This window comes from Sphingobium sp. PAMC28499 (genome assembly GCF_004795815.1).
In the GTDB taxonomy this organism is placed as follows: Bacteria; Pseudomonadota; Alphaproteobacteria; order Sphingomonadales; family Sphingomonadaceae; genus Sphingobium; species Sphingobium yanoikuyae.
On the sequence record NZ_CP039248.1, the window covers coordinates 1,335,817 to 1,359,200 of the forward strand.

Here is a 23,384-nt window from a genome sequence, read left to right on the forward strand (position 1 = left end):
TCGTCGTTCGGCTTACCAGAAGAAGCCGCGATGGACGGTCATCACCCGGCCGGTGCGCACATTCACCAGCATCACGTCATTATAGTGGCGGACCCAACGCTGATTGACGGCCGGACGGGGCAGGCGATAGCGATAGGGATCGGCGATATAATAGCGCGAGCTATAATAGGCCGGGCGAAGCTGGGCGCCGGCATTCCAGCGCGAATAGCGGAAGGGCGCATTCCAGTTGCCGGCGCGATAGACGTCGCGGTGGCTGCGGCGATAATCCTGCCAGTCTTCGCGCGCTTCCTGGCGGGAGTCGCGAACATCGCGACGGGCTTCGCGGACATCGCGGCGATCGCCATAGCGCTGGGCCGCGCGCAGGTCGCGCTGGTCTTCGCGCAGCCGCTGCTCGCTGCGGCGGGCTTCGCCATAGGATTGGGCAGAAGCGACGCTGGGGACGACGGTGGCCGCAAGAAGGCCAAGGATGATGATCTTGCGCATATTTCTACTCCCATCAATCTGGAGGCTCGGGGACGCTTCCAACCGCTTGAAGCGGGGCAGGTTCCCTTACCAACATGTTGAATATGGAGTGGATTCGCTGAACCGTCCGGGAACGGCGCTGTCAGGAACCAGTCATTTATGTCGCATAGTGTAATGGCGCGCGACCTTTTGGGTCAGCGAACCCAGGGGCGTTCGCGAAACCATTTGGTGACGACATATTTGGTGCCCTGAGCCACTGGCCGGGCGGCGTGCAGGCTATAGGGGTTGGGCGCGCCGTCGGGCTTCAGGTTGTTCCAGATCAGGATCATCCCCTCGATCGGCGGCACCATGAATTCGCAACGCGGAAAATGGGTCTCGCCCCCGCCCTCGACCGGCGACAGATAGATCATCGCCGTCCAGTTACGCTGGCCGCCGGTCTTGCGCATTTCGGGCCAATAGCTGGCATTGACCGGGAAATAGTCGCAATGGACCTTATATTCCTGGCCCTGGGTGTAACGCTGCCCCTGCAATGTCTCGCCATGGTCGGGCTCCAGCCCGGTCATCGCACAGATGCGGGCGCTGATCGCATGGACCAGCGGGTCTTCCCGGTCGAGATTGCAGCTGTGGCTGGTGCGATAATCGGCATTTTCCCGCCCGGTGAACAAAGTCGATGGCTGGGCGCCGGCATCGATGATCGCGCGCATCACCGCGCATTCTTCGGCGCCCAGGAAATCCTGCCGCCCATAGATTTCCAGATGGGGGCTGTCGATGCGGCTGACCAGCGGGTTGCGGTTCAGTTTCTCGCGCACCCGATCGCCGATCGCGGCGCGGGCCGGCGACGCGATGCCGCCATCATCCACTATCTCGTTCATGCCGCCTCCCTGCCATTTCCGGCCGGCGCCGCGCAATGAAAAAGGGCCCGGTGCGGTGTCGCACCGGGCCCAGTGTCCTGAAGGCCAGTTCAGGAGGCTGTCACCAGAAGAAGTTGCGGATCACGTCGACGACATAGCCATCGCGGATATCGACCAGCAGCGCGTCGTCATAATAGCGGATCCAGCGCATCGTGCCGTAGGCGGGCGGCAGGCGGTAATAATAGGGATCGTTCAGCCAGTAATTGCTGCCATAGAGCGGACCCGACAGGAACACGCCGATCGAGAAGCTGCGATAGCCATAATTCCAGCCCGACGGCGCATAATAGCGGCCCATGCGGTAACGGTCGCCATAGCGGCTGCGATAGCCATACCAGTCATAACGCCGATCCTGGCGCCAGCCATTGTCCCAGCGGCGCTGGTCGGCCCAACGTGTGCGATCGTCATAGCGGCGGCCACCATTGTTCCAGTTGCCGGGATAGCCGGGGCGATCGCCGCGCCGGTCATTGTCGCTCCAGCGTCGATCGTCGGGGCGGCCGTCGCGATTGCGGTCATTCCAGTCACGGCCGTTGCGATCCCGGTCCCAGACCTGCCGGTTCCAATCGGCGCGCGCGTCTGGCCGGGCATCCGGGCGGGCGTCGGGCCGGCGCCCATCACCGCGTCCGTCCGGGCGGTCGGGGCGGGCGACCGGCTGCATGCCGGGGGTCGGATTGCCGGGACGCTGCCAATTGCCATTGGGGCGATCGGCGCGCTGGTCGGGCCGCTGGTCCGGCCGGCTTACCCGCTCGGGGCCACCCTGCCAGCGCTGTGCAGGCGCCGCCATTTGCGGACGTCCGCCAGCATTGCCATTGCCGCGATCACCGCCACCCTGCCAGCGGGTGCTGCCCTGGGAGCCGCGCATGTCGCCGCCCCGGTTTCCGGGATTGCCGGCGCCACGCTCGCCGCGCGGACCACCGCCATTGTCGCCACGCTGGGCATAGGCCGGTGCCACGCCGCTCAGCAGCGTCGCACCCATCAGGCCGGCCAGCATCCATTTCCTCAGCATCGTTCCGATTCCTCGTGCGGGAACCATCTGTTCCCTTCATGCCGCATCTCTACGCGGATGGCGATGTCGCGATGCTGAACTCTTCTGTCAGCGATTTGAAAGATTCTGTCCCGGAACAATGGACAATCTCGATCATTCCATCCATCCCACCATCTTGCATCGGAAAAGCCCGGTAAATGGGCTGTTCGGCGCAAAGCTGATCCAGATCAGTGCAGTGCCGACAAACAACCATTAGGACCAACGGGTGATAAGAACCGCCGATGCCGGCCGCACAAGACAGGCCCTGCGCGCCGCGACGATGGAGAGCCATCAACGGGTCGATGACCTGTTTTCCCATTTTTCGCTCGCTTCCGCGCCCGATTACCGGGCGTTCCTGCGTGCCCATGCCCGCGCGATCGCCGCGCTGGAGCCGGTCGCCCAGCCCGATTCGCCGCGCCTTGAGCTGATGGCGCAGGATCTGGCGGCCTTGGGGGAGGCCATGCCTGCGCCGCTGTCGATGCCGTCCACGGGCGGCGACGGCTTCCGCTGGGGCCTGCTCTATGCGCTCGAAGGATCGCGTCTGGGCGGCGCGATGCTTGCGCGCCAGGTCGCCCAGGATCTGCCCCGCGCCTATCTGTCCGCCGTGCATGGCAAGGGCGGCTGGGTCGCCTTCCAGCAGCAGCTGGATGTTGCAGCGGCTCAGGGCGACGCGGGCTGGCTGGACGATGCGATCGCCGGCGCCCGGACGGCCTTCACCCTGTTCGAAGCCGGCGCGCGCGCCGAACGGGAGGTCGCCTGTGACTGATGTGACCAGCCCGGAAGCCCAGGGCTTTACCGTCGACATCAATAATTGCGATCGCGAGCCGATCCATGTGCTTGGCACGGTCCAGCCGTTCGGCTTTCTTGTCGCCCTGACGGCCGACTGGCTGGTGTCGCGCGTCTCGACCAACAGCGCCGACCATATCGGCCTGGCGCCGGACGAGATGCTGGGCCAGCCGATCAGCGCGATCTTCTCTGCCGATGCGATCCACACGCTGCGCAATCGCATCACCCTGCTGCGTGGCCCCGATTCGGTGGAGCGGGTCTTCTCGCTGTCGCTGGTGGAGGGCGGTGCGCCCTTCGACGTGGCCGTCCATTTCTCCGGCCAACTGGTGGTGATCGAGGCAGAGCCTGCCGTGCCCGACGAGATGGAGGCCAGTTCCATGGTCCGCTCGATGGTCGCGCGGCTGGCGCAGGCAGACAGCATGACCGCCTTCCTGCGCGATGGCGCGCGCCAGGTGCGGGCACTCACCGGCTTCGATCGGGTGATGGTCTATCGCTTTGCCGACAATGGCGATGGCGAGGTGGTGGCGGAGGCGCTGCGGCCCGGCATCGACAGTTTCTTCGGCCTGCATTATCCGGCCTCCGACATCCCGGCGCAGGCGCGCGCGCTCTACATGCGCAGCATCTTCCGGGTGATTGCGGACATCAACGCGCCGCCGGTGCTGGTCATCCCGACCCTCGATCCCGCCGGCGCCGCGCTCGACATGTCGCTCTGCGTCACCCGCGCGGTGTCGCCGATCCATATCGAATATCTGCGCAACATGGGGGTGGGGGCTTCGCTCTCCATCTCGATCATCGTCGATGGCAAGCTGTGGGGCCTGTTCGCCTGCCATCATTATGCGCCGCGCCTGCCCAGCTTCGCGCAGCGCAGTGCCGCCGAACTGTTCGGCCAGATCTTCTCGATGATGCTGGAAGGGCGCGAGCGGGCGGAAACCGCCAGCTATGAGGGCAAGGCCCGCCAGGTCGCCGACCGGCTGCTCTCCGCCGTCGCGCAGGATCATGACCTGATGTCCAATGCCCGCTGGCTGGGCGACATCATCTTCGACACGATCCCCGCCGATGGCGTGGGTATCTATATCGACGGGCAGATGACCCTGTCGGGTCTAACGCCGGACGAGCCGTCCTTCGTCGCGATCGTGTCGATGCTCAACCGCACCGCTGCCAGCCAGGTCTATACCACCGACAGCATCGCCCGCATCATGCCGGAAGCGCTGGCCCATGCCGATCGCGCTGCCGGCTTGCTCGCCATTCCGATCTCGCGCCGGCCGCGCGACTATGTCGTGCTGTTCCGCGCCGAACAGCTGCGTTCGGTCCGCTGGGCCGGCAAGCAGGACAAGCATATCGAATATGGCCCCAACGGCCCGCGCCTGACCCCGCGCAAGAGTTTCGAGGAATGGTCGGAACTGGTGAAGGGCACGGCCGTCGCTTTCATGCCAGCCGAACTGCGCGTCGCCGAAGCGCTGCGCACGGCGCTGCTGGAAGTCATCCTGCGCCTGTCCGATTCCGCTGACGAGGAACGGCAACGCGCGCATGAGAAGCAGGAATTGCTGATTGCGGAACTCAACCACCGCGTCCGCAATATTCTCGCGCTGATCCGTGGCCTCATCTCCCAGACTCGCGACAGCGCCATGTCGGTCGACCAGTTCATCGGCACGCTGGAAAGCCGCGTCCATGCGCTGGCCCGTGCCCATGACCAGATCACCGCCGATCGCTGGGCGCCCGCGCGTCTTTATGACCTGATCGAGGTGGAGGCTGGCGCCTATCTCGGCGACCGGCGTGACCGGGTGAAGCTGACCGGTCCCAATGTGCTGCTGACCCCCGCCGCCTTCACCGTGCTGGCGCTCGTCATCCACGAACTGCTGACCAATGCCGCCAAATATGGCGCGCTGTCCGACAATGGATCGGTTGCGATCGACTGGCATGTCGATGCCGAGGGCAGCCTGCTGCTCCACTGGCTGGAAAGCGGCGGCCCGGCGGTCGTCGCGCCCTCGCGCCGGGGCTTTGGCTCGACCGTGATCGAGCGTTCCATCCCCTATGATCTGGATGGCCGGGCGGAGGTCAATTATCGGCTGGCGGGGCTGGAGGCACGCTTCTGCATTCCCTCCGCCCATGTCGCCTCGATCCTGCCCGACGTGGCCGGCACCGATCGCGCCAAGCCGGCGCCCGCTCCCTCACCGCATCTGCTCAAGGGGCGGCAGATTTTGCTGGTCGAGGATAATATGATCATCGCCATGGATGGCGAGGATGCGCTGCGCGACCTCGGCGCGCAGGTGGTGACCGCCGCCAGCATCGGCCGCGCGCATGAGGCGATCACGCTCCATCCGGTCGACCTCGCCGTGCTGGACTTCAATCTGGGCAATGAAACCAGCCTGCCGATAGCCGACATGCTGGCGGAACGCGGCGTGCCCTTCCTCTTCGCCACCGGCTATGGAGACGGGCTCGACCTGCCGGATCGCTTCAGCGACGTTATCCTGCTCAAGAAGCCCTATTCGGGCGCGACCCTGGCCCAGGCGATCGCTCCGATGCTGGCCAGGGGCTGACAGGAAACAGTCGGTTTCCGCCTGGCGCGTTGCGCGGGCGGCGCCGACATCCGATCTAGGCGGGCATGAAACAGCCTGCCTTGTTCATCCCCCATGGCGGTGGTCCCTGCTTCTTCATGGACCCCACCGATCCCCAGCACCCGCACAGCGACACCATGTGGCAGCCGATGCAGGACTATCTCGCCCGCCTGATCGCCGACCTGCCGGAACGGCCGCGCGCAATCCTGCTGGTGTCGGGCCATTGGGAAACGCCCGGCTTCACCGTCCATGACGGTAGCCAGCCGCCCTTGTTGTTCGACTATTTCGGCTTCCCGCCGCATACCTATCAGTTGCGCTGGGACGCGCCGGGCGCACCCGCGCTTGCCGATCGCGCGGCCGAATTGCTGGAACAGGCCGGCTTTCCCACAGCGCGGGAATCCGAACGGGGCTGGGACCATGGCGTCTTCATTCCGATGAAGGTCGCGCTGCCCGATGCCGACATTCCGGTCGCCCAGCTGTCCTTGCGCCGCGATCTCGATCCGGCCGCTCATATCGCCGCCGGCCGCGCGCTGGCGCCGCTGCGCGATGAAGGCGTGCTGATCGTCGGATCGGGCATGAGCTTCCACAATCTGCGCGTGCGCGGCGCGATGGCGACGGCGCCTTCGCGCGAATGGGACGATGCGCTGTGCGATGCCGTGACCGATCCCGATCCGGCCCGTCGCGCGGCGCGCGTCGCCGCCTGGGATCATATGCCCCATGCCCGCTTCGCCCATCCGCGCGAGGAGCATCTGCTGCCGCTGATGGTGGCGCTGGGGGCAGGCGGCGAGGACGCCGCCATCTGTGCCCATCGCAGCACGGTGCTGGGCTGGACGGTTTCCGGCTATCGCTTCGGTTAAGGCCGATATCTAGGGTTTGCGCAGCGCGGGTACGGCTCGCACCGCCTCGTCCGGCGTGATGCCGGGCGGCGGTGCGGCCTGGATCGGACCGTCGCCGGCCTGGTCTTCGCCGCGCATGATCCGGCCGGCGCGCTTGATCGCGCCGCGCAGCCGTGGATAGACGCCGCAGCGACAGATATTGGTGATCGCCGCATCAATCTCCGCATCGGTCGGGTCGTTGGTCCGCCGCAGCAATACCGACGCCGCCATGATGATGCCGGACATGCAGTAACCGCATTGGGAGACATTCTCGGCCGCGAACGCCTGTTGCAGCGGATGGCCGCGATCGGGCGACAGCGCCTCGATCGTCGTCACGAACCGGCCCTCGGTCTTGCCGATCGTCACCTGGCAGGACCGCACCGCCTCGCCATCGATATCCACGGTGCAGGCGCCGCAATCGCCGGTGCCGCAGCCATATTTGGTCCCCGTCAGGTTCGACGCGTCGCGCAGCGCCCACAGCAAAGGCGTCTCCGGATCCATCCGATATTGCACCGGCCGGTCGTTGACGGTGAAGCGCGTCATGCCGCCTCTTCCTCCTCAACCTTGTGGTAGAGCACCTCGTTGCGGATATGGATGGTGCGTGACGCCAGGCGGATTTCCTGGATGAAGGTGCCGAATGCGGCGGCCTGCAGCACCATCGCTAGGCTGAACAGGATCGCGACCGGCGTGCCGAGATGGGCGTTGAACAGATTGCCCGCGAACAGCAGGATGACGACCAGACAGACCGCGCAGGCCGACGCCACCGACAGGAAGATCGCGCCATTGACCACGCTCATGCGCCGGTCGAGCACGCGGATCTCGCTCACCATCCGGTCATGCTCCTTGCCGCGCGTGCTCAGCACCCATTCCTCGACCGCGCGGGCGCGATCGATGATGCGGGCCAAGCGGCTGACGCAGACATTGAGGAACGCGCCGATACCGGCGAGCAGGAAGACGGGGGCAAGCGCCAGCTGGATCGTCTGGGCGACCTGGCTGACCTGCGGAAGGGGGATCATCGACTTGGTCCTCTCATCCCTCGCTTCTATCCTTGATCGCGGGCCAAGGGGCAAGGGGGCGCTAAAGCAAACGCCGCCGGACACACCAATGTCCGACGGCGATCATGGTCATGTTTCGGGCGCGCCAGGCGCGTGAAGGTCAGGCAGCACCCTTCGACGAAGGCGTGTTGACGCCCATCGACTTGAGATATTGCTTGATGTTGCGCGCCGCCTGGCGGAGCCGCTGCTCATTCTCGACCATGGCGATGCGGACATAGCCTTCGCCATCCTCGCCATAGCCCACGCCCGGCGCGACCGCGACCTTGGCATGGGTCAGCAGCTGCTTGGAAAATTCCAGGCTCCCCATGTCCTTGAGCGCCGGCGGCAGCGGTGCCCAGGCGAACATCGACGCGCGCGGCGCGGGAATATCCCATCCTGCGCGCGAGAAGCTCTCGACCATCACGTCGCGGCGCTTGTGATAGAGTTCGCGATTCTTGGCGACGATGTCCTGCGGGCCGTTGAGCGCGGCGCAGGCGGCCGCCTGGATCGGCGTGAAGGCGCCATAGTCGAGATAGGATTTCACCCGGCTCATCGCCGCGATCAACTGCTTGTTGCCGACCGCAAAGCCGATGCGCCAGCCAGCCATCGAATAGGTCTTGGACAGGGACGTGAACTCGATCGCGACATCCTTGGCGCCCGGCACCTGCAGGATGGAGGGCGTCGGGTTGCCGTCATAATAAAGCTCGGAATAGGCAAGGTCGCTCAGCACCCAGACCTTATTCTCCTTCGCCCAAGCGACCAGACGCTCGTAGAAGGCCAGGTCGACAGTCTCAGCGGTCGGGTTGGACGGATAATTGACCACCAGGATCGACGGGCGCGGCACGGTGAAGGCCATGGCGCGGTCGAGCGCGCGGAAATAATTCTCGTCCGGCGTCGTCGGCACCGACCGGATGGTGGCTCCGGCGATGATGAAGCCGAACATGTGGATCGGGTAGCTGGGGTTAGGCGCCAGCACCACGTCGCCCGGCGCAGTGATCGCGGTGGCGAGGCTGGCGAGGCCTTCCTTCGACCCCATGGTCACGACAACTTCGGTTTCCGGGTCGACATCGACGCCAAAGCGGCGGCCATAATAATTGGCCTGGGCCTTGCGCAGGCCCGGAATCCCCTTGGACTGGGAATAGCCATGGGCGTCCGGCTTGCTGGCGACTTCGACCAGCTTGGCGATGACATGATCGGGCGGCGGCAGGTCGGGATTGCCCATGCCCAGGTCGATAATGTCCTCTCCCGCGGCGCGGGCTGCGGCTCGCATCGCGTTCACTTCGGCGATGACATAGGGCGGCAGGCGCTTCATGCGGTAGAATTCTTCGGACATTATAGGGGCTTTCCTGAAAGCTCTCGGTAAGGAATAGTGCGTGGCACGCATTCGGCGTGTCACAATCTGGCTATAACCCGCCAGGCTGCGGCGCGCCAGTGAAAGCGGCTGATATCGGCAATGCCAGGAGGAGGAAGGTGGCCATGGAAACGCAGGATGTCCTGGAGCCCCATCTCCCGACCCTGGCGGAGATGCAGAAATGGACCCAGGTGCTGGGCCGCGCGCAGCAATTGATGCTGGAGCAGGCGGCAGGCGCGACCGGTCGGGTGCTGCCCTTCGATCCCGAAACCGTCGCCCGCATCCAGACCAGCTTTGCCGATGAAGGGCTGGCGCTGTGGCAGCGCTTCCTCGATTCCGGCGGCCTGCTGCGCGACCAGCCCGATCCGCCGCCGGCCGACAGCCCGGCCGCGCGCAAGGACCGGCGCTTTGCCGATCCCGCCTGGACGACCCATCCCTTCTACGACCTGATCCGGCAAAGCTATTTGCTGATCTCCGATTATCTGATGAACCTGGCCGATGCGGTCGACGGCGTCGATCCCAAGGCGAAGGCCAAGCTGCGCTTCGCCACCACCGGCATGCTCGACGCGATGGCGCCGTCCAACTTTCCGCTGATGAACCCGACGGTCGTGGAAAAAACGATCCAGAGCGGCGGCGAGAATCTGGTGAAGGGCCTTCAGCATATGCTGGCCGATATGGAGAAGGGCCAGCTCACCCATACCGACGGCACCCAGTTCGAACTGGGGCGCAACATCGCCGCGACGCCGGGCAAGGTGGTCCATGAAACCCCGCTCTACCAGCTCATCCATTATGCGCCCTCGACGCCCAGGGTGCTGGCGACGCCGCTCATCATCTTCCCGCCCTGGATCAACCGCTTCTACATTCTCGATCTCTCGCCGGAGAAGAGCTTCGTCAAATGGGCGGTGGACCAGGGGATCAGCGTCTTCCTCGTCTCTTGGAAATCGGCCGACGCCTCGATGAAGGACATGGTCTGGGACGATTATATCCTGAATGGCCAGGTCGACGCGATCGACACCGTGCGCGACCTGCTGAACGTGCCCAGCGTCCACACCATCGGCTATTGCGTGGCCGGCACGACGCTGGCCGCCACGCTGGCGCTGCTGGCGGCGCGGGGCGAGGCCGACAAGGTGGCGAGCGCGACCTTCTTCACCGCGCAGGTGGATTTCAGCGCGGCCGGCGACCTCACTTTGTTCGTCGATGACGAGCAGATGAAGCTGGTCGACCGTCTCTCCTCCAGCGGCTTTCTCGACGGGCGCTACATGGCGGCGACCTTCAACCTGCTGCGCGGGCGCGACCTCATCTGGAACTATGTCGTCAACAACTATCTGCTCGGCATGGACTATCCGCCCTTCGACCTGCTCTACTGGAATGGCGATACGACCAACCTGCCGGCGCGCTGGCATCGCGACTATCTGACCCAGCTCTATCGCGACAATATGCTGGTGGTGCCCGGCGCGATCAGCGTCGCGGGCACGCCGATCGACCTGACGCAGATCCACACCCCCGCCTATGTCCAGGCCGGCAAGGAGGATCATATCGCCCCGCTCGAAAGCGTGTGGAAACTGACCGAGCATCTCGCCGGGCCGGTGCGCTTCCTGCTGGCAGGCTCAGGCCATATCGCCGGCGTCATCAACCCGCCGGTCGCGCAGAAATATCAATATTGGACCGCTGACGCGCCGCAGCCGACGCTGGATGCCTTTGTTGCGGCTGCGCGCGAGACCAAGGGCAGTTGGTGGCCCGACTGGGCCGAATGGCTGCGCGGCATCGATTCGCGCGAAGTGGCTGTCCGCGGCGCGCGCAAGCCGGGCGGCGGCAAGCTTCGGGCAATAGAAGATGCGCCCGGACGTTACGTAAAAGCCCGGTAGAGGCGCGGATTTCAGCCATTCCTCATTGGCCGCCAATCAGTGCCGAAACATCAATATGTCTGATTTGTTGCACTGCACAATGGGCCTTGTAATCCTTTGGGATAGGGCTTATTGTGCAGTGCAACAAACGGAGGATGGTCGATGGCCGTTACCCCTAAGTCTGCGCGTGCCAAGCCGGTCGCGAAAAGCGGTTCTGCAACCTTGTCTGCCAGTGAGGCACTCAAGGCCGCTGAGTCCGCTCTGGGCGAGAAGCCCGCGCCCAAAAAGCCTGCCCCGCGCAAACCCGTCGCCAAGGCTGCTCCGGCAAAGGCGCCCGCGCCCAAGCCAGTAGCGAAGAAGCCGGCGCCGGTCGCTGCTGCGGAACCGGCACCCGTTGCCGATCCGGTGGCGGTGGTCGCGGCGGCGACGGCGGTGGATGCCGCACCCGAACCGATTGTTGAAGATGTTGAGGCGGTAGTGGCTCCGGAGCCTGTGTCCGCCCCGAAGACCAAAGCGAAGACGCTGCCTGCCACGGAAGGAACATTGATCATGAACGATATCCTCGAAACCGGTAAGAAGTTCGCCGAAGATACCAAGGCCAAGATGGAAACGGCCTATGCCGACCTGAACGAGAAGGCGAAGGCCGGTGTCGAAAAGTCGACCAAGGCGATGGAAGAGCTGAGCGACATCGCCAAGGGCAATGTCGAAGCGCTGGTGGAATCGGGCAAGATCGCGGCCAAGGGCTTCGAGACGCTGGGCCAGGAAGCCGTCGACTACAGCCGCAAGAGCTTCGAGAAGGCGACTGCCTCGATCAAGAGCTTCTCGACCGCCAAGACCCCGACCGAATTCTTCCAGCTGCAGAGCCAGTTCCTGTCGAGCAGCTTCGACGAGTTCACCAAGGAAGCCGCCAAGAGCAGCGAAGCCTTCATGAAGCTGGCCGGCGACATCAGCCAGCCGCTGACCGCGCGCGTGACCCTGGTCACCGACAAGGTGAAGTCGCTCGCCGCCTGAGGCGGGCTGATTTTACAGCCGAATTTCCGGGCCGATATCCGGCCGGGATGACGAACAAGGGCGGTGCTCCGGTCGGAGCATCGCCTTTTTTCTCGCCGGGGAAACGTGGTTACGCAGCGATGGCATGCGGTCGGCCCCCTTGCCTTGGCAGGACAAATCGCCATATTCTTCTGCATCATGAACCATCTCTTCAACGCATCGGCAGGCGCGCCCTTCAGGGCCGGTCCGGATCAGGACGATACGGGCGACAATGACCCGAACATCGGCGTCGCCACGCGTACCCGCACCCGCACCAAGAAGCCGTCGCTCTACAAGGTGCTGATGCTGAACGACGATTACACCCCGATGGAGTTCGTCGTGCATGTCCTCCAGCATTTCTTCCGCATGGACATGGAGGAAGCGACGCGGGTGATGCTGCACGTCCATCAGCGCGGCGTCGGCGTGTGCGGCATCTTCAGCTATGAAGTGGCCGAGACCAAGGTGAACCAGGTGATGGACTTCGCCCGGCAGAACCAGCATCCGCTGCAATGCACGCTGGAAAAGGCCTGATATCATCAGGTAAGGGCGCGCGCTTAACCTTTTCTTGGTCAGTGTAGCGCCTCTATTTCAATCAATTACATGATTGAAATACAATGTTTTTTTAGACTTATTCGGCATGAATGGTCCCGCAAAACGAAGTGGGGACTTCCAGCATGACGACTATCAGTAGTTACAACAGCATGACCATGCCGCCATCGCCGCGCATGTCGATGACCAATCGCATCGACGCCGCGGTGGAGGCCGGCTCTATCTCGGAAACGGATGGCGACGCGCTCGAAACCGCGCTCGATTCCATCGATTCCGCGCTCAGCACTTCCGCCAGTTCGGGCGGTTCACGGCTCGATCCGTCTTCGATGAAGGATCGGATCGATTCCCTGATCGATGATCAGGTATCGGCCGGCACCCTGACCGAGGATCAGGCGGCGCAGCTCCAAAGCCTCTTTGCCCAGGGACCGGGCGGCGCGGGGACGTCGGCCGATGGCGGCGACGGCATGAGCATCGACGGCCTGGCCGCCATGGACGGGATGCAGGGGCCGCAGGGCATGCGCGGCCCGCCGCCGCCGCGCCCGACCGAGGACAGCAGCGATGACGACAGCACGACCAGCGAGACGAGCACGACCAGCGCCACCGATCAGCTGGATTCGATCATCGCCTTCCTCGAAAATCTCCGCTCCAGCCTCAGCCAGTCGCTCTACGGATCGACCAGCAGCGCCACGAGCAGCAGCAATAGCGGTCTGGTGGTCGACAGCCTCGCCTGACGACATGCCCTTCTGACGCGCGTGGGGGCGCGTAGGCATCCGGCCGGCACCATGGGCGATCGCGCGTGGCGCCGGCCGGATGAATTTTCACGATCTTGCCTTCGTTAATATCGGGGGCAGCATTTTGCCGCTAGAACGGCGGCGTGACGCAGGAGACGGCCCCTTTCATCCACGACCTTGCCGTGATCGGTGGCGGGGTGAACGGGTGCGGCATTGCGCGCGATGCGGCGGGGCGGGGGGCAAGCGTGCTGCTGCTCGAACGCGGCGACCTGGCACAGGGCACCTCCTCGGCCTCGACCAAGCTCATCCATGGCGGGCTGCGCTATCTGGAGCATCGCGCCTTCGGCCTGGTCCGCGAATCCCTCGCCGAACGGGAAAGGCTGTGGCGCATCGCGCCGCACATCATCCAGCCGATGCGCTTCGTCCTGCCCTGGGTCCAGGGGCTGCGCCCGCGCTGGCTGCTGCGCCTCGGCCTCTTCCTCTACGATCATATCGGTGGCCGCCGCGCCCTGCCGGCGACCGAGGCGATCGACCTGCGCCAGCATGTCGCCGGCGCGCCGCTGCGGGCGGGGTTCGGCCCCGCCTATGTCTATTCGGACGGCTGGGTCGACGACGCCCGGCTGGTCATCCTCAATGCCCGCGACGCCGCCGATCATGGCGCCGATATCCGCCCCCGCACGCAGGTGCTGCGGCTGGAACAGGCCGGCGATCATTGGCGCATCCATGCGCGCGATGCGGCCGGGCAGGCGCAGACCTTCCATGCGCGGGTCGTGGTCAATGCCACTGGTCCCGCCGTGCTCGACCTGCTGGACCGCGCCGATCGCCGCGCCGACCGGCTCATCCGGCTGGTGCGCGGATCGCATATCGTCGTGCCGCGCCTGTTCGATCATGGCATGGCCTATTTCTTCCAGCTGCCCGACGGCCGCATCTTCTTCGCCATCCCCTATCAGCATCTCTACACGCTGATCGGCACAACCGACCGCGATCATCAGGACGGCGTCGATCCGATCGCGGCCAGTGCCGAGGAAATCGCCTATCTGTGCGAGGGTGCGAACCGCTATTTCGCCCGGTCGATCAGCCCCGCCGATGTCGTCTGGTCCTTTGCCGGCGTCCGGCCGCTGATCGACGATGGATCGGCCCGGCCGGAATCGGCGACGCGCGGCTATCATCTCGACCTCGATCGGGAGGAGGGCGCGCCGCCGCTGCTCAGCATCTATGGCGGCAAGATCACCACCTATCGCAATCTCGCGGCGGAGGCGATCGCCCTGCTGAAGGCGCTCCTGCCTTCGCTCGCAGGCGATGACTGGACGGCGGACGCGCCGCTCCCCGGCGGCGATTTCCCGATGACCGGCCTGGCCGATCTCGTCGCCGCGCTGGCGGGCGACTATCCTTTCCTTGATCTCGACACTGCCGAGCGGATCGGCTGCGCCTATGGCACTTGCGCCCGCGACTGGCTGGGCGCGGCGCGCGACTGGTCGGACCTGGGCCGGGATTTCGGCCATGGCCTGACCGAAGCGGAACTCTGCTACCTGCTTGCGCGCGAATGGGCACAGACCAGCGAGGATATTCTCTGGCGCCGGACCAAATTGGGTCTGCGCTTCGATACTGCGCAACTGGCCGCGCTCGATGCCTGGCTTGAGGAGAGGGCATGACCGACCGCTATCTGCTGGTGTTGGACGAGGGGACGACCTCGACCCGTGCGATGCTCTATGCCCCCGATGGCCGTCGCATCGCGATGGCGCAGGCGGAACTGACCCAATATTATCCACAGCCCGGCTGGGTCGAGCATGACGCCGCCGAAATCTGGACCCGCACGCGCGATTGCGCCCGCCAGATGGTGGATCGGGCGGGTGGCGCCGACCGGATCGCTGCCATCGGCATCACCAACCAGCGCGAGACGGTGGTCGCCTGGGACCGGCGCACCGGCGAACCGCTGGCGCCCGCCATCGTCTGGCAGGATCGGCGCACGGCGGCGCAATGCACGGCGCTGCGCGAAGCCGGCCATGAAGCGATGCTGCAACAGCGCACCGGCCTCGTCGTCGATCCCTATTTTTCCGCCAGCAAGATGCGCTGGCTGATCGACCATGTCCCGGCCGTGGCAGAGGCGGGGGATAGGCTGGCGCTCGGCACGATCGAAAGCTGGCTGGTATGGAAACTGACCGGTGGCCTGCATGTCAGCGACGCCAGCAATGCCAGCCGCACCCAGCTGGTCGCGCTCGACGGCACCGATTGGGATCCGGCGCTGTGCGACCTGTTCGGCGTCTCCCGCGCTGCGCTGCCCGAAATCGTCGACAATGCCGGCGCCTTTGGCGACACGCTGGCAGAGCTGTTCGGCGGTGCCATCCCGATCCGCGGACTGGCCGGCGATCAGCAGGCGGCCAGCATCGGTCAGGCCTGCCTGACGCCCGGCGATGCCAAGGCGACCCTGGGCACCGGCGCCTTCATCCTTGCCAATATGGGTGCGCAGATGCCGGCCTCGCGCCATCGCCTGCTCGGCACCCTGCTCTACCGGATCGGCGACCAGCGCATCTATGCGCTCGAAGGATCGATCTTCATCGCCGGCAATCTCATCAAATGGCTGCGCGATCAGCTCGGCCTGATCGGATCGGCGGCGGAGACGGAGGCGCTGGCCAGATCGGTGCCCGATAGCGGCGGCGTGCTGATGCTGCCGGCATTGGCGGGGCTTGGTGCGCCGCACTGGCGGCCCGATGTGAACGGCGTCATCGCCGGCCTCACCCAGGGATCGACCCGCGCGCATATCGTCCGCGCCGCGCTCGAATCCCTCTCGCACCAATTGTCCGACCTCGCCACCGCCTTCGCCGCTGACGGCGCGCCCTGGCGCCAGCTGCGGATCGACGGTGGCATGAGCGCCAATGACTGGATCGCCCAGGATATCGCTGATATGCTCGATGTCAGTGTGGATCGTCCGGTGGATGTGGAAACCACGGCACTGGGTGCGGCCATGCTGGCAGGGCTGGGGGCTGGATTGTTCCGCTCCCTGGACGAGGCCGCGACGATGGCAGGGAAGACGACTCGATTTGATCCGGCAATGCTGCCGCAGCCGCGCGATGCGCGACTGTCGGCATGGCACCGCCTGCGCGATCGGGCGCTGACCTCCTGACTCGGGCGATCTTCAGATTAACCGTAAAAATCGATCACCCAATCCGATTTAATCAGTTTTTCTGAAACTTCGCGGGGCCTTAGCCTGTTCTCATCCAAAGCTGAGGAGGACGATATGGTCGATAAGCCAGTGATGACGACGAGCGCGGGTGCGCCGATTGCCGATAACCAGAACAGTCTGAGCGCAGGTCCGCGCGGACCGCTGCTGCTCCAGGATTATCAGCTGCTCGAAAAGCTGGCGCACCAGAATCGCGAACGCATCCCCGAACGCGTCGTCCATGCCAAGGGCTGGGGTGCCTATGGCACGCTGACGATCACTGGCGATATTTCCCAATATACCAAGGCCAAGGCACTGCAGCCCGGCGCGCAGACGCCAATGATCCTGCGCTTCTCGACCGTGGCCGGCGAACTGGGCGCGGCCGATGCCGAGCGCGACGTGCGCGGCTTTGCGATGAAATTCTACACGCCCGAAGGCAATTGGGATCTGGTCGGCAACAACACGCCGGTGTTCTTCGTGCGCGATCCGCTGAAATTCCCCGATTTCATCCACACGCAGAAGCGCCACCCGCGCACCAATCTGCGCTCGCCCACGGCGATGTGGGACTTCTGGTCGCTGAGCCCCGAATCGCTGCACCAGGTGACGATCCTGATGTCGGATCGCGGCCTGCCGACCGATGTGCGCCACATCAACGGCTATGGCAGCCACACTTTCAGCTTCATCAACGACGCCGGCGAGCGTTTCTGGGTGAAGTTCCACTTCAAGACGATGCAGGGCCATCGCCACTGGACCAACGAGGAAGCAGCGGACGTCGTCGGCCGCACCCGCGAATCCACGCAGGAGGATTTGTTCGAGGCGATCGAGAAGGGCGACTTCCCCAAATGGAAGATGCAGGTCCAGATCATGCCGGAACTGGATGCGGACAAGACGCCCTATAATCCGTTCGACCTGACCAAGGTCTGGCCGCATGCCGATTATCCGCCGATCGACGTCGGCGTGCTGGAGCTGAACCGCAACGCCGACAATTATTTCGCGGAGATCGAGCAGGCGGCCTTCTCGCCGTCCAACATCGTGCCGGGCATCGGCTTCTCGCCCGACAAGATGCTCCAGGCGCGCATCTTCTCCTATGCCGACGCGCACCGGCATCGGATCGGCACCCATTATGAAGCGCTACCGGTCAACGCGCCCAAATGCCCGGTGCATCATTATCACAAGGATGGGGCGATGCGCTTCTTCCCGAACAACCCCAACCCGGCGGCCTATTATGAGCCCAACAGCTTTGGCGGCCCGGTCGAGGATCAGCGCTTCCTGGAGCCGCCGCTGAAGATTTCGGGCGATGCCGACCGCTATAATCATCGCGAAGGCAATGATGATTTCGGCCAGCCGCGCGCGCTGTTCAACCTGTTCGACGATGCGCAGAAGGCGCGTCTCTTCGCCAATATCGCCGCCGCCATGGGCGATATCCCGGACGAGATCGAGGAGCGCCAGTGCAAGCTCTTCGATCAGGTCCATCCCGACTATGGCGCAGGCGTGCGTCAGGCGCGGGCGACGATCAAGGATCGCAATCCGTCGATTTCGGCCCCGACCGATGCGCTGTTGGCTGATGCATCCAGTTGAATAGACTTGTAATATTGTAAAAACAGGCCCCGATGATGATCACCGGGGCCTGTCTTTATCTATTCGCTGTGAAATAGTCGGCGGCATAGGAATATATATTAACATTGTCCGCTTAACCCGGATGGGAACATGACGCGGCCCGCCCTTCGCCATATTTCCCTGAAAATGTCGGTATTTACCGGCCTGCTTTACTTCGCGGTCGCGTCGCTTGCTCTGCTGACCTCGCGATTCGAAGGCGGCTTGGCGTTCATCTGGGGCGCCAATGCCCTGCTGATGGCGGAAATGATGACCGCGCGCATGCGCGCCTGGCCGCGTCTCATCCTCTCCTGCATGGTTGCCAGCACGATCGCGACGGCGCTGTTCGGCATCGGCGCACTGGCGGCGGTGCCGATGGCTATCCTTAATGTCGGAGAGGCGCTGGTGGTCGCCTATATCTGCCGCCGGCTCGGCGTCGGGCGACAGATCGCCGCATCTATGCGTGAATTGAGCATCTTCATCTTCGCGCTGGCGGGCGTTGCCAATGTGCTTGCCGGTATCGGCGCCGGGCTGGTGGTCTCCATTTTGCTGGGTGGTGATTTTCCCCATATCTGGCTGCAATGGTATAGCGGCCATGTGCTGGGCGGCCTCATCTGCACGCCGCTGCTGCTGATCCTGCTGCAGGGCGAGGTAAGCCGCTGGGCGCGCCAGGCCCGGCCGATCGAGCGGCTGGAGGCGTTCGGCCTGCTGTCCGCCTTTGCCCTGTGCGCCTGGTGGATCTTCTATCGCGTCGATTATCCCATGCTGTTCGCCTCGTTGCTGCCGCTGGTACTGATCGCCTTCCGCACCGGCTATGCAGGGTCGGCGGCGGCGATCGTCATCCTCGCCCTGATCGGCGGCACGGCGACCATGACCGGCCATGGACCGCTCCGGCTGGTCGCGGCCAGCATTCCCGAACGCATCCAGTTCTTCCAATTCTATCTGGCGCTCAGCTTCCTGCTGTCGGTGCCTGTGGCGGCCGAACTCAACAGCCGTCGCCGCCTGATCCGCATGCTGCGCGACAGCGAAGCGCGCTATCGGGCCTTCGCCGAACATAGCGGCGACGGCGTGGTCAATCTCAGCATCGACGGCATCATCCAATATGTCTCGCCCTCGGCCGTCGACCAGATCGGCATTGATGCAGACAAACTGCTGGGCCAGCCAGCCGTCGACCTGATCGACCCGGAATATCGCCCCTTCGCGATCGTCACCCATCGCCGTGCGCTCGCCCATCCGGGGGAGGCGCATGCGGTCGAATTTCGCCCCAACCGGCCGGACAATGATTTCGACTGGTATGAGATGCTGGTCCGCGCCGTGCTGGACGAGCAGGGGCGGGCGATCGGCGTCATCAGCACTGTGCGCGACATTTCCCGCCACAAGGCGCGCCAGCGGGCGCTGCACCAGGCGGCGGCGCAGGATGCCCTGACCGGCGCCGACAGCCGCCGCGCATTGCAGGAAAAGCTGGACGACCAGATCGCCCGCGTCGCGGCCGGCGGACAGGCCTGCCTGCTGCTGATCGACATCGACCATTTCAAGTCGGTCAATGACCGCCATGGCCATGCCGCTGGCGACCGGGTGCTGGTCGGCTTTGTCGAGCGGCTGCGCCAGGCGCTGCGTGGCACCGGCAGCATCGGGCGCCTGGGCGGCGAGGAATTCGCCGTGCTGTTGCCCGATGTCGATCTGGAACGGGCCGAGCGCATCTGCGAGCATCTGCGCACCCGCGTCGGGGTGCGGCCTTTCCCGCTCGGCAATGGCGAGGATATCGCCATCACCTTCAGCGCCGGCCTTGTCGAACTGGACGGCTCGGCCAGCGCCGCGACCCTGATGGAGGCGGCGGACAAGGCGCTCTATGCCGCCAAGGGCAGCGGTCGCAACTGTCTGCGCTTCGCCGCCTGACGGTCCGGCGCAACGGGAGCGTCTTTCCCGCCGGAAAAATCGGTGATGTTATGTTGTAACTTATGCCGCTCTCGACTATGTAGCACGCACCATGCTGCTCAGCTTCCGTCACGCCCTGGAATCCGGACGCCTTGATCGCCTTGCGATGGCGCTTTCGGGGCTGTGCGTCGCCCATTGTTTCCTGACCGCAGTGGTGCTGGGCCTGCTGGCATCGGCCGGCGGCATTTTCGACAGTCCGATCTTCCATGAAGCGGGGCTGGCGCTCGCCATCCTGATGGGCGCGATCGCGCTCGGCCATGGCGCGCTGGTCCATCGTTTCATGATGCCCGCCGCGATCGGTTCGCTGGGCCTTGGCATCATGGCCGGCGCGCTGACCATGGACCATGGCTGGCAGGAAAGCGCCTATACGCTGCTTGGCGTCGCGATTCTCGCCCTCGGCCACGATCTCAACCACCGCGCCAGCCACTGATCGCCGGCGATTATCGGGGGTCGATCATCCCGCATCGATGACCACGAAAAAGGGGGCCTTTCGGCCCCCTTCGTCTTTCCGTCCTGTCCGCCCCGATCAGGCGTCCTTGCGCTCGATGCGATGCTCGCCCTTGACCCAGCGCACGGTGCCGGTGCTGGCGCGCATCACCACGCTCTCGGTGGTCAGCTTGTCGCCCGGCAGATGCTTGACGCCCGCCAGCAGCGACCCGTCGGTCACGCCGGTCGCGGCAAAGATGCAGTCGCCCTTGGCCAGTTCCTTGAGGTCATAGACCTTGTCCAGGTCGGTGATGCCCCACTTGTAGGCGCGCTGCTTCTCGTCATCGTTGCGGAACAGCAGGCGGCCCTTGAACTGGCCACCCACGCAGCGCAGCGCGGCACAGGCCAGCACGCCCTCGGGCGCGCCGCCCGAACCCATATAGATGTCGATCGTGGTTTCGGGATTGGTGGTCGCGATCACGCCGGCAACGTCGCCGTCCGGGATCAGCATGATGCCGCAACCGATCGCGCGCAGTTCGGCGATCAGCTTCTCGTGGCGCGGGCGATCCAGCACGCAGACGATGATTTCATGCGGATCGACGCCCTTGGCCTTGGCCACCGCCTCGACATTTTCCTTCACCGACTTGTTGAGGTCGATGATATTGTCGGGATAGCCCGGACCGACGGCGATCTTGTCCATATAGACGTCGGGCGCGTTGAGCAGGCCGCCTTCTTCCGAAATGGCCAGCACGGCCAGCGCGTTCGGGCCGGCCTTGGCGGTGATGGTGGTGCCTTCCAGCGGATCGAGCGCGATGTCGATCTTGGGGCCCTTGCCGATCGCATTGCCGACCTTCTCGCCGATATAGAGCATCGGCGCCTCGTCGCGCTCGCCCTCGCCGATCACGACGGTGCCGTCCATATAGAGGTCGTTGAAGGCCAGGCGCATCGCCTCGACCGCAGCGGCGTCGGCGGCCTTCTCGTCGCCCCGACCGACCAGCTTGGATGCGGCGATTGCAGCCGCTTCGGTGACGCGCACCATTTCGAGTACCAAGACGCGATCGAGAATCGAACTAGCCTGCACCATAGCCACTCCTCTGCTGTAACTGATAGAGCAGGGCGATAGGATGTCCGCCTCTGCTTGTCGACCCAACTTGCCGGGCTCGCAAAGCTTTTCATAGTCGTGATGCCACGGATGGACGCGCCTTTGCCTTATATGCCATTCCGCAGCGTCCAGCGGCTGCCATCATCCCGCCATGTTCGACTGTTCAGATGTCGTCATGCGGTGGGTCTTGTCTTTCCCTCTTTTGCTGATCGGCCTGCCGCTGGCGGCCGCGCAGGATATCGTGCCGGTGGATGAAGCGCCGCTCGCCCAGCGTACCGCGATGGAGCAATATCAGGCGCGCACCGCCGTCGTCCGGCCCTGCGATCGCAGCGGCGGCGGCATCGTCGTGTGTGGCAGTCGGGCGGAGCGCAATGCGAAGGAAAGGCTGCCGCTGCCGCGCGAGCCGGTCGAAGGGCGCCCGCTTGCCGGCGATACGCCGCGCGCTTCCGCTGCCGCACCCAGGCAAGGCGCCTGCGGTGTCGTCGGCGGGCAGGGGACGGGCTGCGTTGGCGGCGGCGTGCCGATCCTGGGCGCGGCGATGCTGGCCGGCAAGGCCATCGCCCATTTGCTGGACCCCGAGGCCGACATGGCGCCACCGCCGCCCCTGCCGGATTCGGTCAAGGGCGCCGGCCAGCACTGATCCAACCGGTCCCGGCGCGATCAATCCAGAATATGCATGACCATCGGCGTGTCGAGCAGGCTGTCGGAGCCGGCCAGCCGCTCCAGCGTCTCGCGCACGCAGCGTTCCTCGCCGGCATGGGTGACGATCGCCACCAGCACGCCATCGGCCTGGTTGGCGCCGCGCTGGATCATGCTCTCGATCGAGACGCCGGCATCGCGGGTCGCAGCCGCGATCTCGGCCAGCACGCCGGGGCGATCCTGCACCTTGAAGCGCAGATAGGCGCGGCCGATCCGCTGGCCGGCGTCGGCCGGCTGTTGCGGGGTCAGGGCGGCAACCGGCATCGCCAGCGCATCGCCATATTCGTCGCGGGCCACGTCGATCAGGTCGGCGACCACGGCCGAAGCGGTCGGGCCGTCACCCGCGCCACGTCCCTGGAAGAAGAGGCGACCGACGAAATTGCCCTCGGCCACGACGGCATTGAGCGAACCGTCGACATGGGCGAGCGGATGGTCGAGCGGGACCAGCATCGGATGGACGCGCTGGAACAGGCCTTCCGGCCCATTCTCCGCCATGCCGACCAGGCGGATGCGGAAGCCCAGCGCTGCCGCCTCGGCAATGTCGGCGGCGATCACATGGCGGATGCCGGTGGTCGCGACATGGTCGAAGTCCAGTTCGGTGCCAAAGGCCAGGCTGGCAAGGATGGTCAGCTTGTGCGCGGCATCGACGCCGTCAATGTCGAAGCTCGGATCGGCCTCGGCATAGCCCAGTTCCTGGGCTTCTTTCAGCACCTCGTCAAAGCCCCGGCCTTCCTTCTCCATGGTGGTCAGGATGTAATTGCAGGTGCCGTTGAGGATGCCATAGACGCGGCTGATCTCGTTGGCGGCCGCGCCTTCGCGCATGCCCTTGATCACCGGGATGCCGCCGGCGACCGCCGCTTCATATTTGAGCGCCACGCCGGCCCTCTCGGCGCGGCTGGCAAGGTCCAGGCCATGATGGGCCAGCATCGCCTTGTTGGCGGTGACGAACGGCTTGCCGGCGGCCAGGCACTGGCGGGCGAGGGTGAGGGCAGGGCCATCGGCGCCGCCGATCAGCTCGACCACCACGTCGATATCGTCGCGGGTCGCCAGCGTCGTCATGTCGTCGACCCATTCATAGGGCGACAGGTCGACGCCGCGATCCTTGTTACGGTCGCGCGCGGAGATTGCGACGACCTGCACCGGGCAGCCGGCACGGCGGGCAATCAGGTCGCCATTGGTGTTGAGCAGGCGAATGACGCCGCCACCCACCGTTCCGAGGCCAACGAGCGCGACGCGCAGCGGGGCATGGCGGTGGAGATTGGTCATGGCGTTTCCTGGTCCTTCGCACTGTAAGAGCCGCGCTGATAGCGGCCCGAGCGCCGCT

General features: G+C 65.0%; 21 protein-coding genes. 13 read left to right on the forward strand and 8 right to left on the reverse strand.

Going from position 1 to position 23,384, the window contains the following annotated elements:
- Nucleotides 1–12: 12 nt before the first annotated feature.
- The 3 genes from E5554_RS06460 to E5554_RS06470 form a co-directional block, all read right to left on the reverse strand.
- Nucleotides 13–483, reverse strand: coding sequence for an RcnB family protein (locus E5554_RS06460; RefSeq protein WP_037518627.1), 471 nt, complete (start codon nucleotides 481–483; stop codon nucleotides 13–15).
- 173 nt (nucleotides 484–656) lie between these two features.
- Complete coding sequence (locus E5554_RS06465; protein WP_037518624.1) at nucleotides 657–1,334, reverse strand: 2OG-Fe(II) oxygenase; 678 nt, start codon at nucleotides 1,332–1,334, stop codon at nucleotides 657–659.
- A 100-nt stretch (nucleotides 1,335–1,434) separates the two neighbouring features.
- Nucleotides 1,435–2,376 carry an RcnB family protein gene (locus tag E5554_RS06470; RefSeq protein ID WP_168708685.1) on the reverse strand — a complete coding sequence of 314 codons (942 nt, stop codon included), beginning with the start codon at nucleotides 2,374–2,376 and terminating at the stop codon, nucleotides 1,435–1,437.
- 298 nt (nucleotides 2,377–2,674) lie between these two features.
- Between E5554_RS06470 and E5554_RS06475 the strand changes: the two genes are divergently transcribed.
- The 3 genes from E5554_RS06475 to E5554_RS06485 all read left to right on the forward strand — a co-directional run bounded on the left by E5554_RS06475 (nucleotide 2,675) and on the right by E5554_RS06485 (nucleotide 6,592).
- Entirely contained in the window at nucleotides 2,675–3,160 is a 486-nt protein-coding gene (locus tag E5554_RS06475) for a biliverdin-producing heme oxygenase (protein WP_136188275.1), read from the forward strand.
- Nucleotides 3,153–5,717, forward strand: a complete 2,565-nt coding sequence (locus E5554_RS06480) for an HWE histidine kinase domain-containing protein (protein WP_136186301.1) — start codon at nucleotides 3,153–3,155, stop codon at nucleotides 5,715–5,717. Before E5554_RS06475 ends, E5554_RS06480 begins: the two co-directional genes overlap by 8 nt.
- Before the next feature lie 65 nt (nucleotides 5,718–5,782).
- On the forward strand, nucleotides 5,783–6,592 hold the full coding sequence (locus tag E5554_RS06485) for a class III extradiol ring-cleavage dioxygenase (protein WP_136186302.1): 810 nt from the start codon (nucleotides 5,783–5,785) through the stop codon (nucleotides 6,590–6,592).
- 9 nt (nucleotides 6,593–6,601) lie between these two features.
- On the opposite strand, the gene E5554_RS06490 is transcribed toward E5554_RS06485, so the two are convergent.
- The 3 genes from E5554_RS06490 to E5554_RS06500 form a co-directional block, all read right to left on the reverse strand.
- Nucleotides 6,602–7,153, reverse strand: a complete 552-nt coding sequence (locus E5554_RS06490; RefSeq protein WP_099229740.1) for a (2Fe-2S)-binding protein — start codon at nucleotides 7,151–7,153, stop codon at nucleotides 6,602–6,604.
- Entirely contained in the window at nucleotides 7,150–7,626 is a 477-nt protein-coding gene (locus tag E5554_RS06495; protein WP_037507334.1) for a DUF2721 domain-containing protein, read from the reverse strand. The genes E5554_RS06490 and E5554_RS06495 overlap by 4 nt, the downstream gene beginning before the upstream one ends.
- Nucleotides 7,627–7,765: 139 nt before the next feature.
- Nucleotides 7,766–8,977 (reverse strand): LL-diaminopimelate aminotransferase, encoded by a 1,212-nt coding sequence (locus tag E5554_RS06500; RefSeq protein ID WP_004209971.1) that lies wholly within the window; start codon nucleotides 8,975–8,977, stop codon nucleotides 7,766–7,768.
- A 143-nt stretch (nucleotides 8,978–9,120) separates the two neighbouring features.
- On the opposite strand from E5554_RS06500, the gene phaC reads away from it, so the two are divergent.
- The 9 genes from phaC to E5554_RS06545 all read left to right on the forward strand — a co-directional run bounded on the left by phaC (nucleotide 9,121) and on the right by E5554_RS06545 (nucleotide 20,263).
- Entirely contained in the window at nucleotides 9,121–10,860 is a 1,740-nt protein-coding gene (gene phaC / locus E5554_RS06505) for a class I poly(R)-hydroxyalkanoic acid synthase (RefSeq protein ID WP_136188276.1), read from the forward strand.
- A gap of 141 nt (nucleotides 10,861–11,001) precedes the next feature.
- Nucleotides 11,002–11,850, forward strand: coding sequence for a phasin family protein (locus tag E5554_RS06510; RefSeq protein ID WP_136186303.1), 849 nt, complete (start codon nucleotides 11,002–11,004; stop codon nucleotides 11,848–11,850).
- A gap of 177 nt (nucleotides 11,851–12,027) precedes the next feature.
- Nucleotides 12,028–12,399: an ATP-dependent Clp protease adapter ClpS gene (gene clpS, locus E5554_RS06515; protein WP_004209974.1), complete on the forward strand. Its 372-nt coding sequence runs from the start codon at nucleotides 12,028–12,030 to the stop codon at nucleotides 12,397–12,399.
- Nucleotides 12,400–12,542: 143 nt separating this feature from the next.
- On the forward strand, nucleotides 12,543–13,148 hold the full coding sequence (locus E5554_RS06520; protein ID WP_136186304.1) for a hypothetical protein: 606 nt from the start codon (nucleotides 12,543–12,545) through the stop codon (nucleotides 13,146–13,148).
- A gap of 143 nt (nucleotides 13,149–13,291) precedes the next feature.
- Nucleotides 13,292–14,800 carry a glycerol-3-phosphate dehydrogenase gene (locus tag E5554_RS06525; protein ID WP_136186305.1) on the forward strand — a complete coding sequence of 503 codons (1,509 nt, stop codon included), beginning with the start codon at nucleotides 13,292–13,294 and terminating at the stop codon, nucleotides 14,798–14,800.
- The gene (locus E5554_RS06530) at nucleotides 14,797–16,269 is read left to right on the forward strand and encodes a glycerol kinase (protein ID WP_136186306.1); all 1,473 of its coding nucleotides are present in this window, start codon (nucleotides 14,797–14,799) and stop codon (nucleotides 16,267–16,269) included. Before E5554_RS06525 ends, E5554_RS06530 begins: the two co-directional genes overlap by 4 nt.
- 114 nt (nucleotides 16,270–16,383) lie before the next feature.
- Nucleotides 16,384–17,883 carry a catalase gene (locus tag E5554_RS06535; RefSeq protein WP_004209979.1) on the forward strand — a complete coding sequence of 500 codons (1,500 nt, stop codon included), beginning with the start codon at nucleotides 16,384–16,386 and terminating at the stop codon, nucleotides 17,881–17,883.
- A gap of 129 nt (nucleotides 17,884–18,012) precedes the next feature.
- A complete protein-coding gene (locus E5554_RS06540) occupies nucleotides 18,013–19,794 on the forward strand; it encodes a sensor domain-containing diguanylate cyclase (RefSeq protein ID WP_136186307.1) in 1,782 nt (593 codons plus the stop codon).
- A gap of 91 nt (nucleotides 19,795–19,885) precedes the next feature.
- A complete protein-coding gene (locus E5554_RS06545) occupies nucleotides 19,886–20,263 on the forward strand; it encodes a MerC domain-containing protein (protein WP_004209982.1) in 378 nt (125 codons plus the stop codon).
- A gap of 96 nt (nucleotides 20,264–20,359) precedes the next feature.
- Here E5554_RS06545 and glpX read toward each other — a convergent pair whose 3' ends face one another.
- Complete coding sequence (gene glpX, locus E5554_RS06550) at nucleotides 20,360–21,343, reverse strand: class II fructose-bisphosphatase (RefSeq protein ID WP_136186308.1); 984 nt, start codon at nucleotides 21,341–21,343, stop codon at nucleotides 20,360–20,362.
- A gap of 220 nt (nucleotides 21,344–21,563) precedes the next feature.
- Between glpX and E5554_RS06555 the strand changes: the two genes are divergently transcribed.
- On the forward strand, nucleotides 21,564–22,001 hold the full coding sequence (locus tag E5554_RS06555; RefSeq protein ID WP_136188277.1) for a hypothetical protein: 438 nt from the start codon (nucleotides 21,564–21,566) through the stop codon (nucleotides 21,999–22,001).
- Between the two features lie 20 nt (nucleotides 22,002–22,021).
- Here E5554_RS06555 and E5554_RS06560 read toward each other — a convergent pair whose 3' ends face one another.
- The gene (locus E5554_RS06560; protein ID WP_136186309.1) at nucleotides 22,022–23,326 is read right to left on the reverse strand and encodes a homoserine dehydrogenase; all 1,305 of its coding nucleotides are present in this window, start codon (nucleotides 23,324–23,326) and stop codon (nucleotides 22,022–22,024) included.
- Between the last annotated feature and the right edge of the window lie 58 nt (nucleotides 23,327–23,384).

Bases quoted from the DNA above. Each gene is read 5' to 3' on its own strand.
- E5554_RS06460 (WP_037518627.1), bottom strand. From the start codon at position 483: ATGCGCAAGATCATCATCCTTGGCCTTCTTGCGGCCACCGTCGTCCCC.
- E5554_RS06465 (WP_037518624.1), bottom strand. From the start codon at position 1,334: ATGAACGAGATAGTGGATGATGGCGGCATCGCGTCGCCGGCCCGCGCC.
- E5554_RS06470 (WP_168708685.1), bottom strand. From the start codon at position 2,376: ATGCTGAGGAAATGGATGCTGGCCGGCCTGATGGGTGCGACGCTGCTG.
- E5554_RS06475 (WP_136188275.1), top strand. From the start codon at position 2,675: ATGGAGAGCCATCAACGGGTCGATGACCTGTTTTCCCATTTTTCGCTC.
- E5554_RS06485 (WP_136186302.1), top strand. From the start codon at position 5,783: ATGAAACAGCCTGCCTTGTTCATCCCCCATGGCGGTGGTCCCTGCTTC.
- E5554_RS06490 (WP_099229740.1), bottom strand. From the start codon at position 7,153: ATGACGCGCTTCACCGTCAACGACCGGCCGGTGCAATATCGGATGGAT.
- E5554_RS06495 (WP_037507334.1), bottom strand. From the start codon at position 7,626: ATGATCCCCCTTCCGCAGGTCAGCCAGGTCGCCCAGACGATCCAGCTG.
- E5554_RS06500 (WP_004209971.1), bottom strand. From the start codon at position 8,977: ATGTCCGAAGAATTCTACCGCATGAAGCGCCTGCCGCCCTATGTCATC.
- phaC (WP_136188276.1), top strand. From the start codon at position 9,121: ATGGAAACGCAGGATGTCCTGGAGCCCCATCTCCCGACCCTGGCGGAG.
- E5554_RS06510 (WP_136186303.1), top strand. From the start codon at position 11,002: ATGGCCGTTACCCCTAAGTCTGCGCGTGCCAAGCCGGTCGCGAAAAGC.
- clpS (WP_004209974.1), top strand. From the start codon at position 12,028: ATGAACCATCTCTTCAACGCATCGGCAGGCGCGCCCTTCAGGGCCGGT.
- E5554_RS06520 (WP_136186304.1), top strand. From the start codon at position 12,543: ATGACGACTATCAGTAGTTACAACAGCATGACCATGCCGCCATCGCCG.
- E5554_RS06530 (WP_136186306.1), top strand. From the start codon at position 14,797: ATGACCGACCGCTATCTGCTGGTGTTGGACGAGGGGACGACCTCGACC.
- E5554_RS06535 (WP_004209979.1), top strand. From the start codon at position 16,384: ATGGTCGATAAGCCAGTGATGACGACGAGCGCGGGTGCGCCGATTGCC.
- E5554_RS06540 (WP_136186307.1), top strand. From the start codon at position 18,013: ATGACGCGGCCCGCCCTTCGCCATATTTCCCTGAAAATGTCGGTATTT.
- E5554_RS06545 (WP_004209982.1), top strand. From the start codon at position 19,886: ATGCTGCTCAGCTTCCGTCACGCCCTGGAATCCGGACGCCTTGATCGC.
- glpX (WP_136186308.1), bottom strand. From the start codon at position 21,343: ATGGTGCAGGCTAGTTCGATTCTCGATCGCGTCTTGGTACTCGAAATG.
- E5554_RS06560 (WP_136186309.1), bottom strand. From the start codon at position 23,326: ATGACCAATCTCCACCGCCATGCCCCGCTGCGCGTCGCGCTCGTTGGC.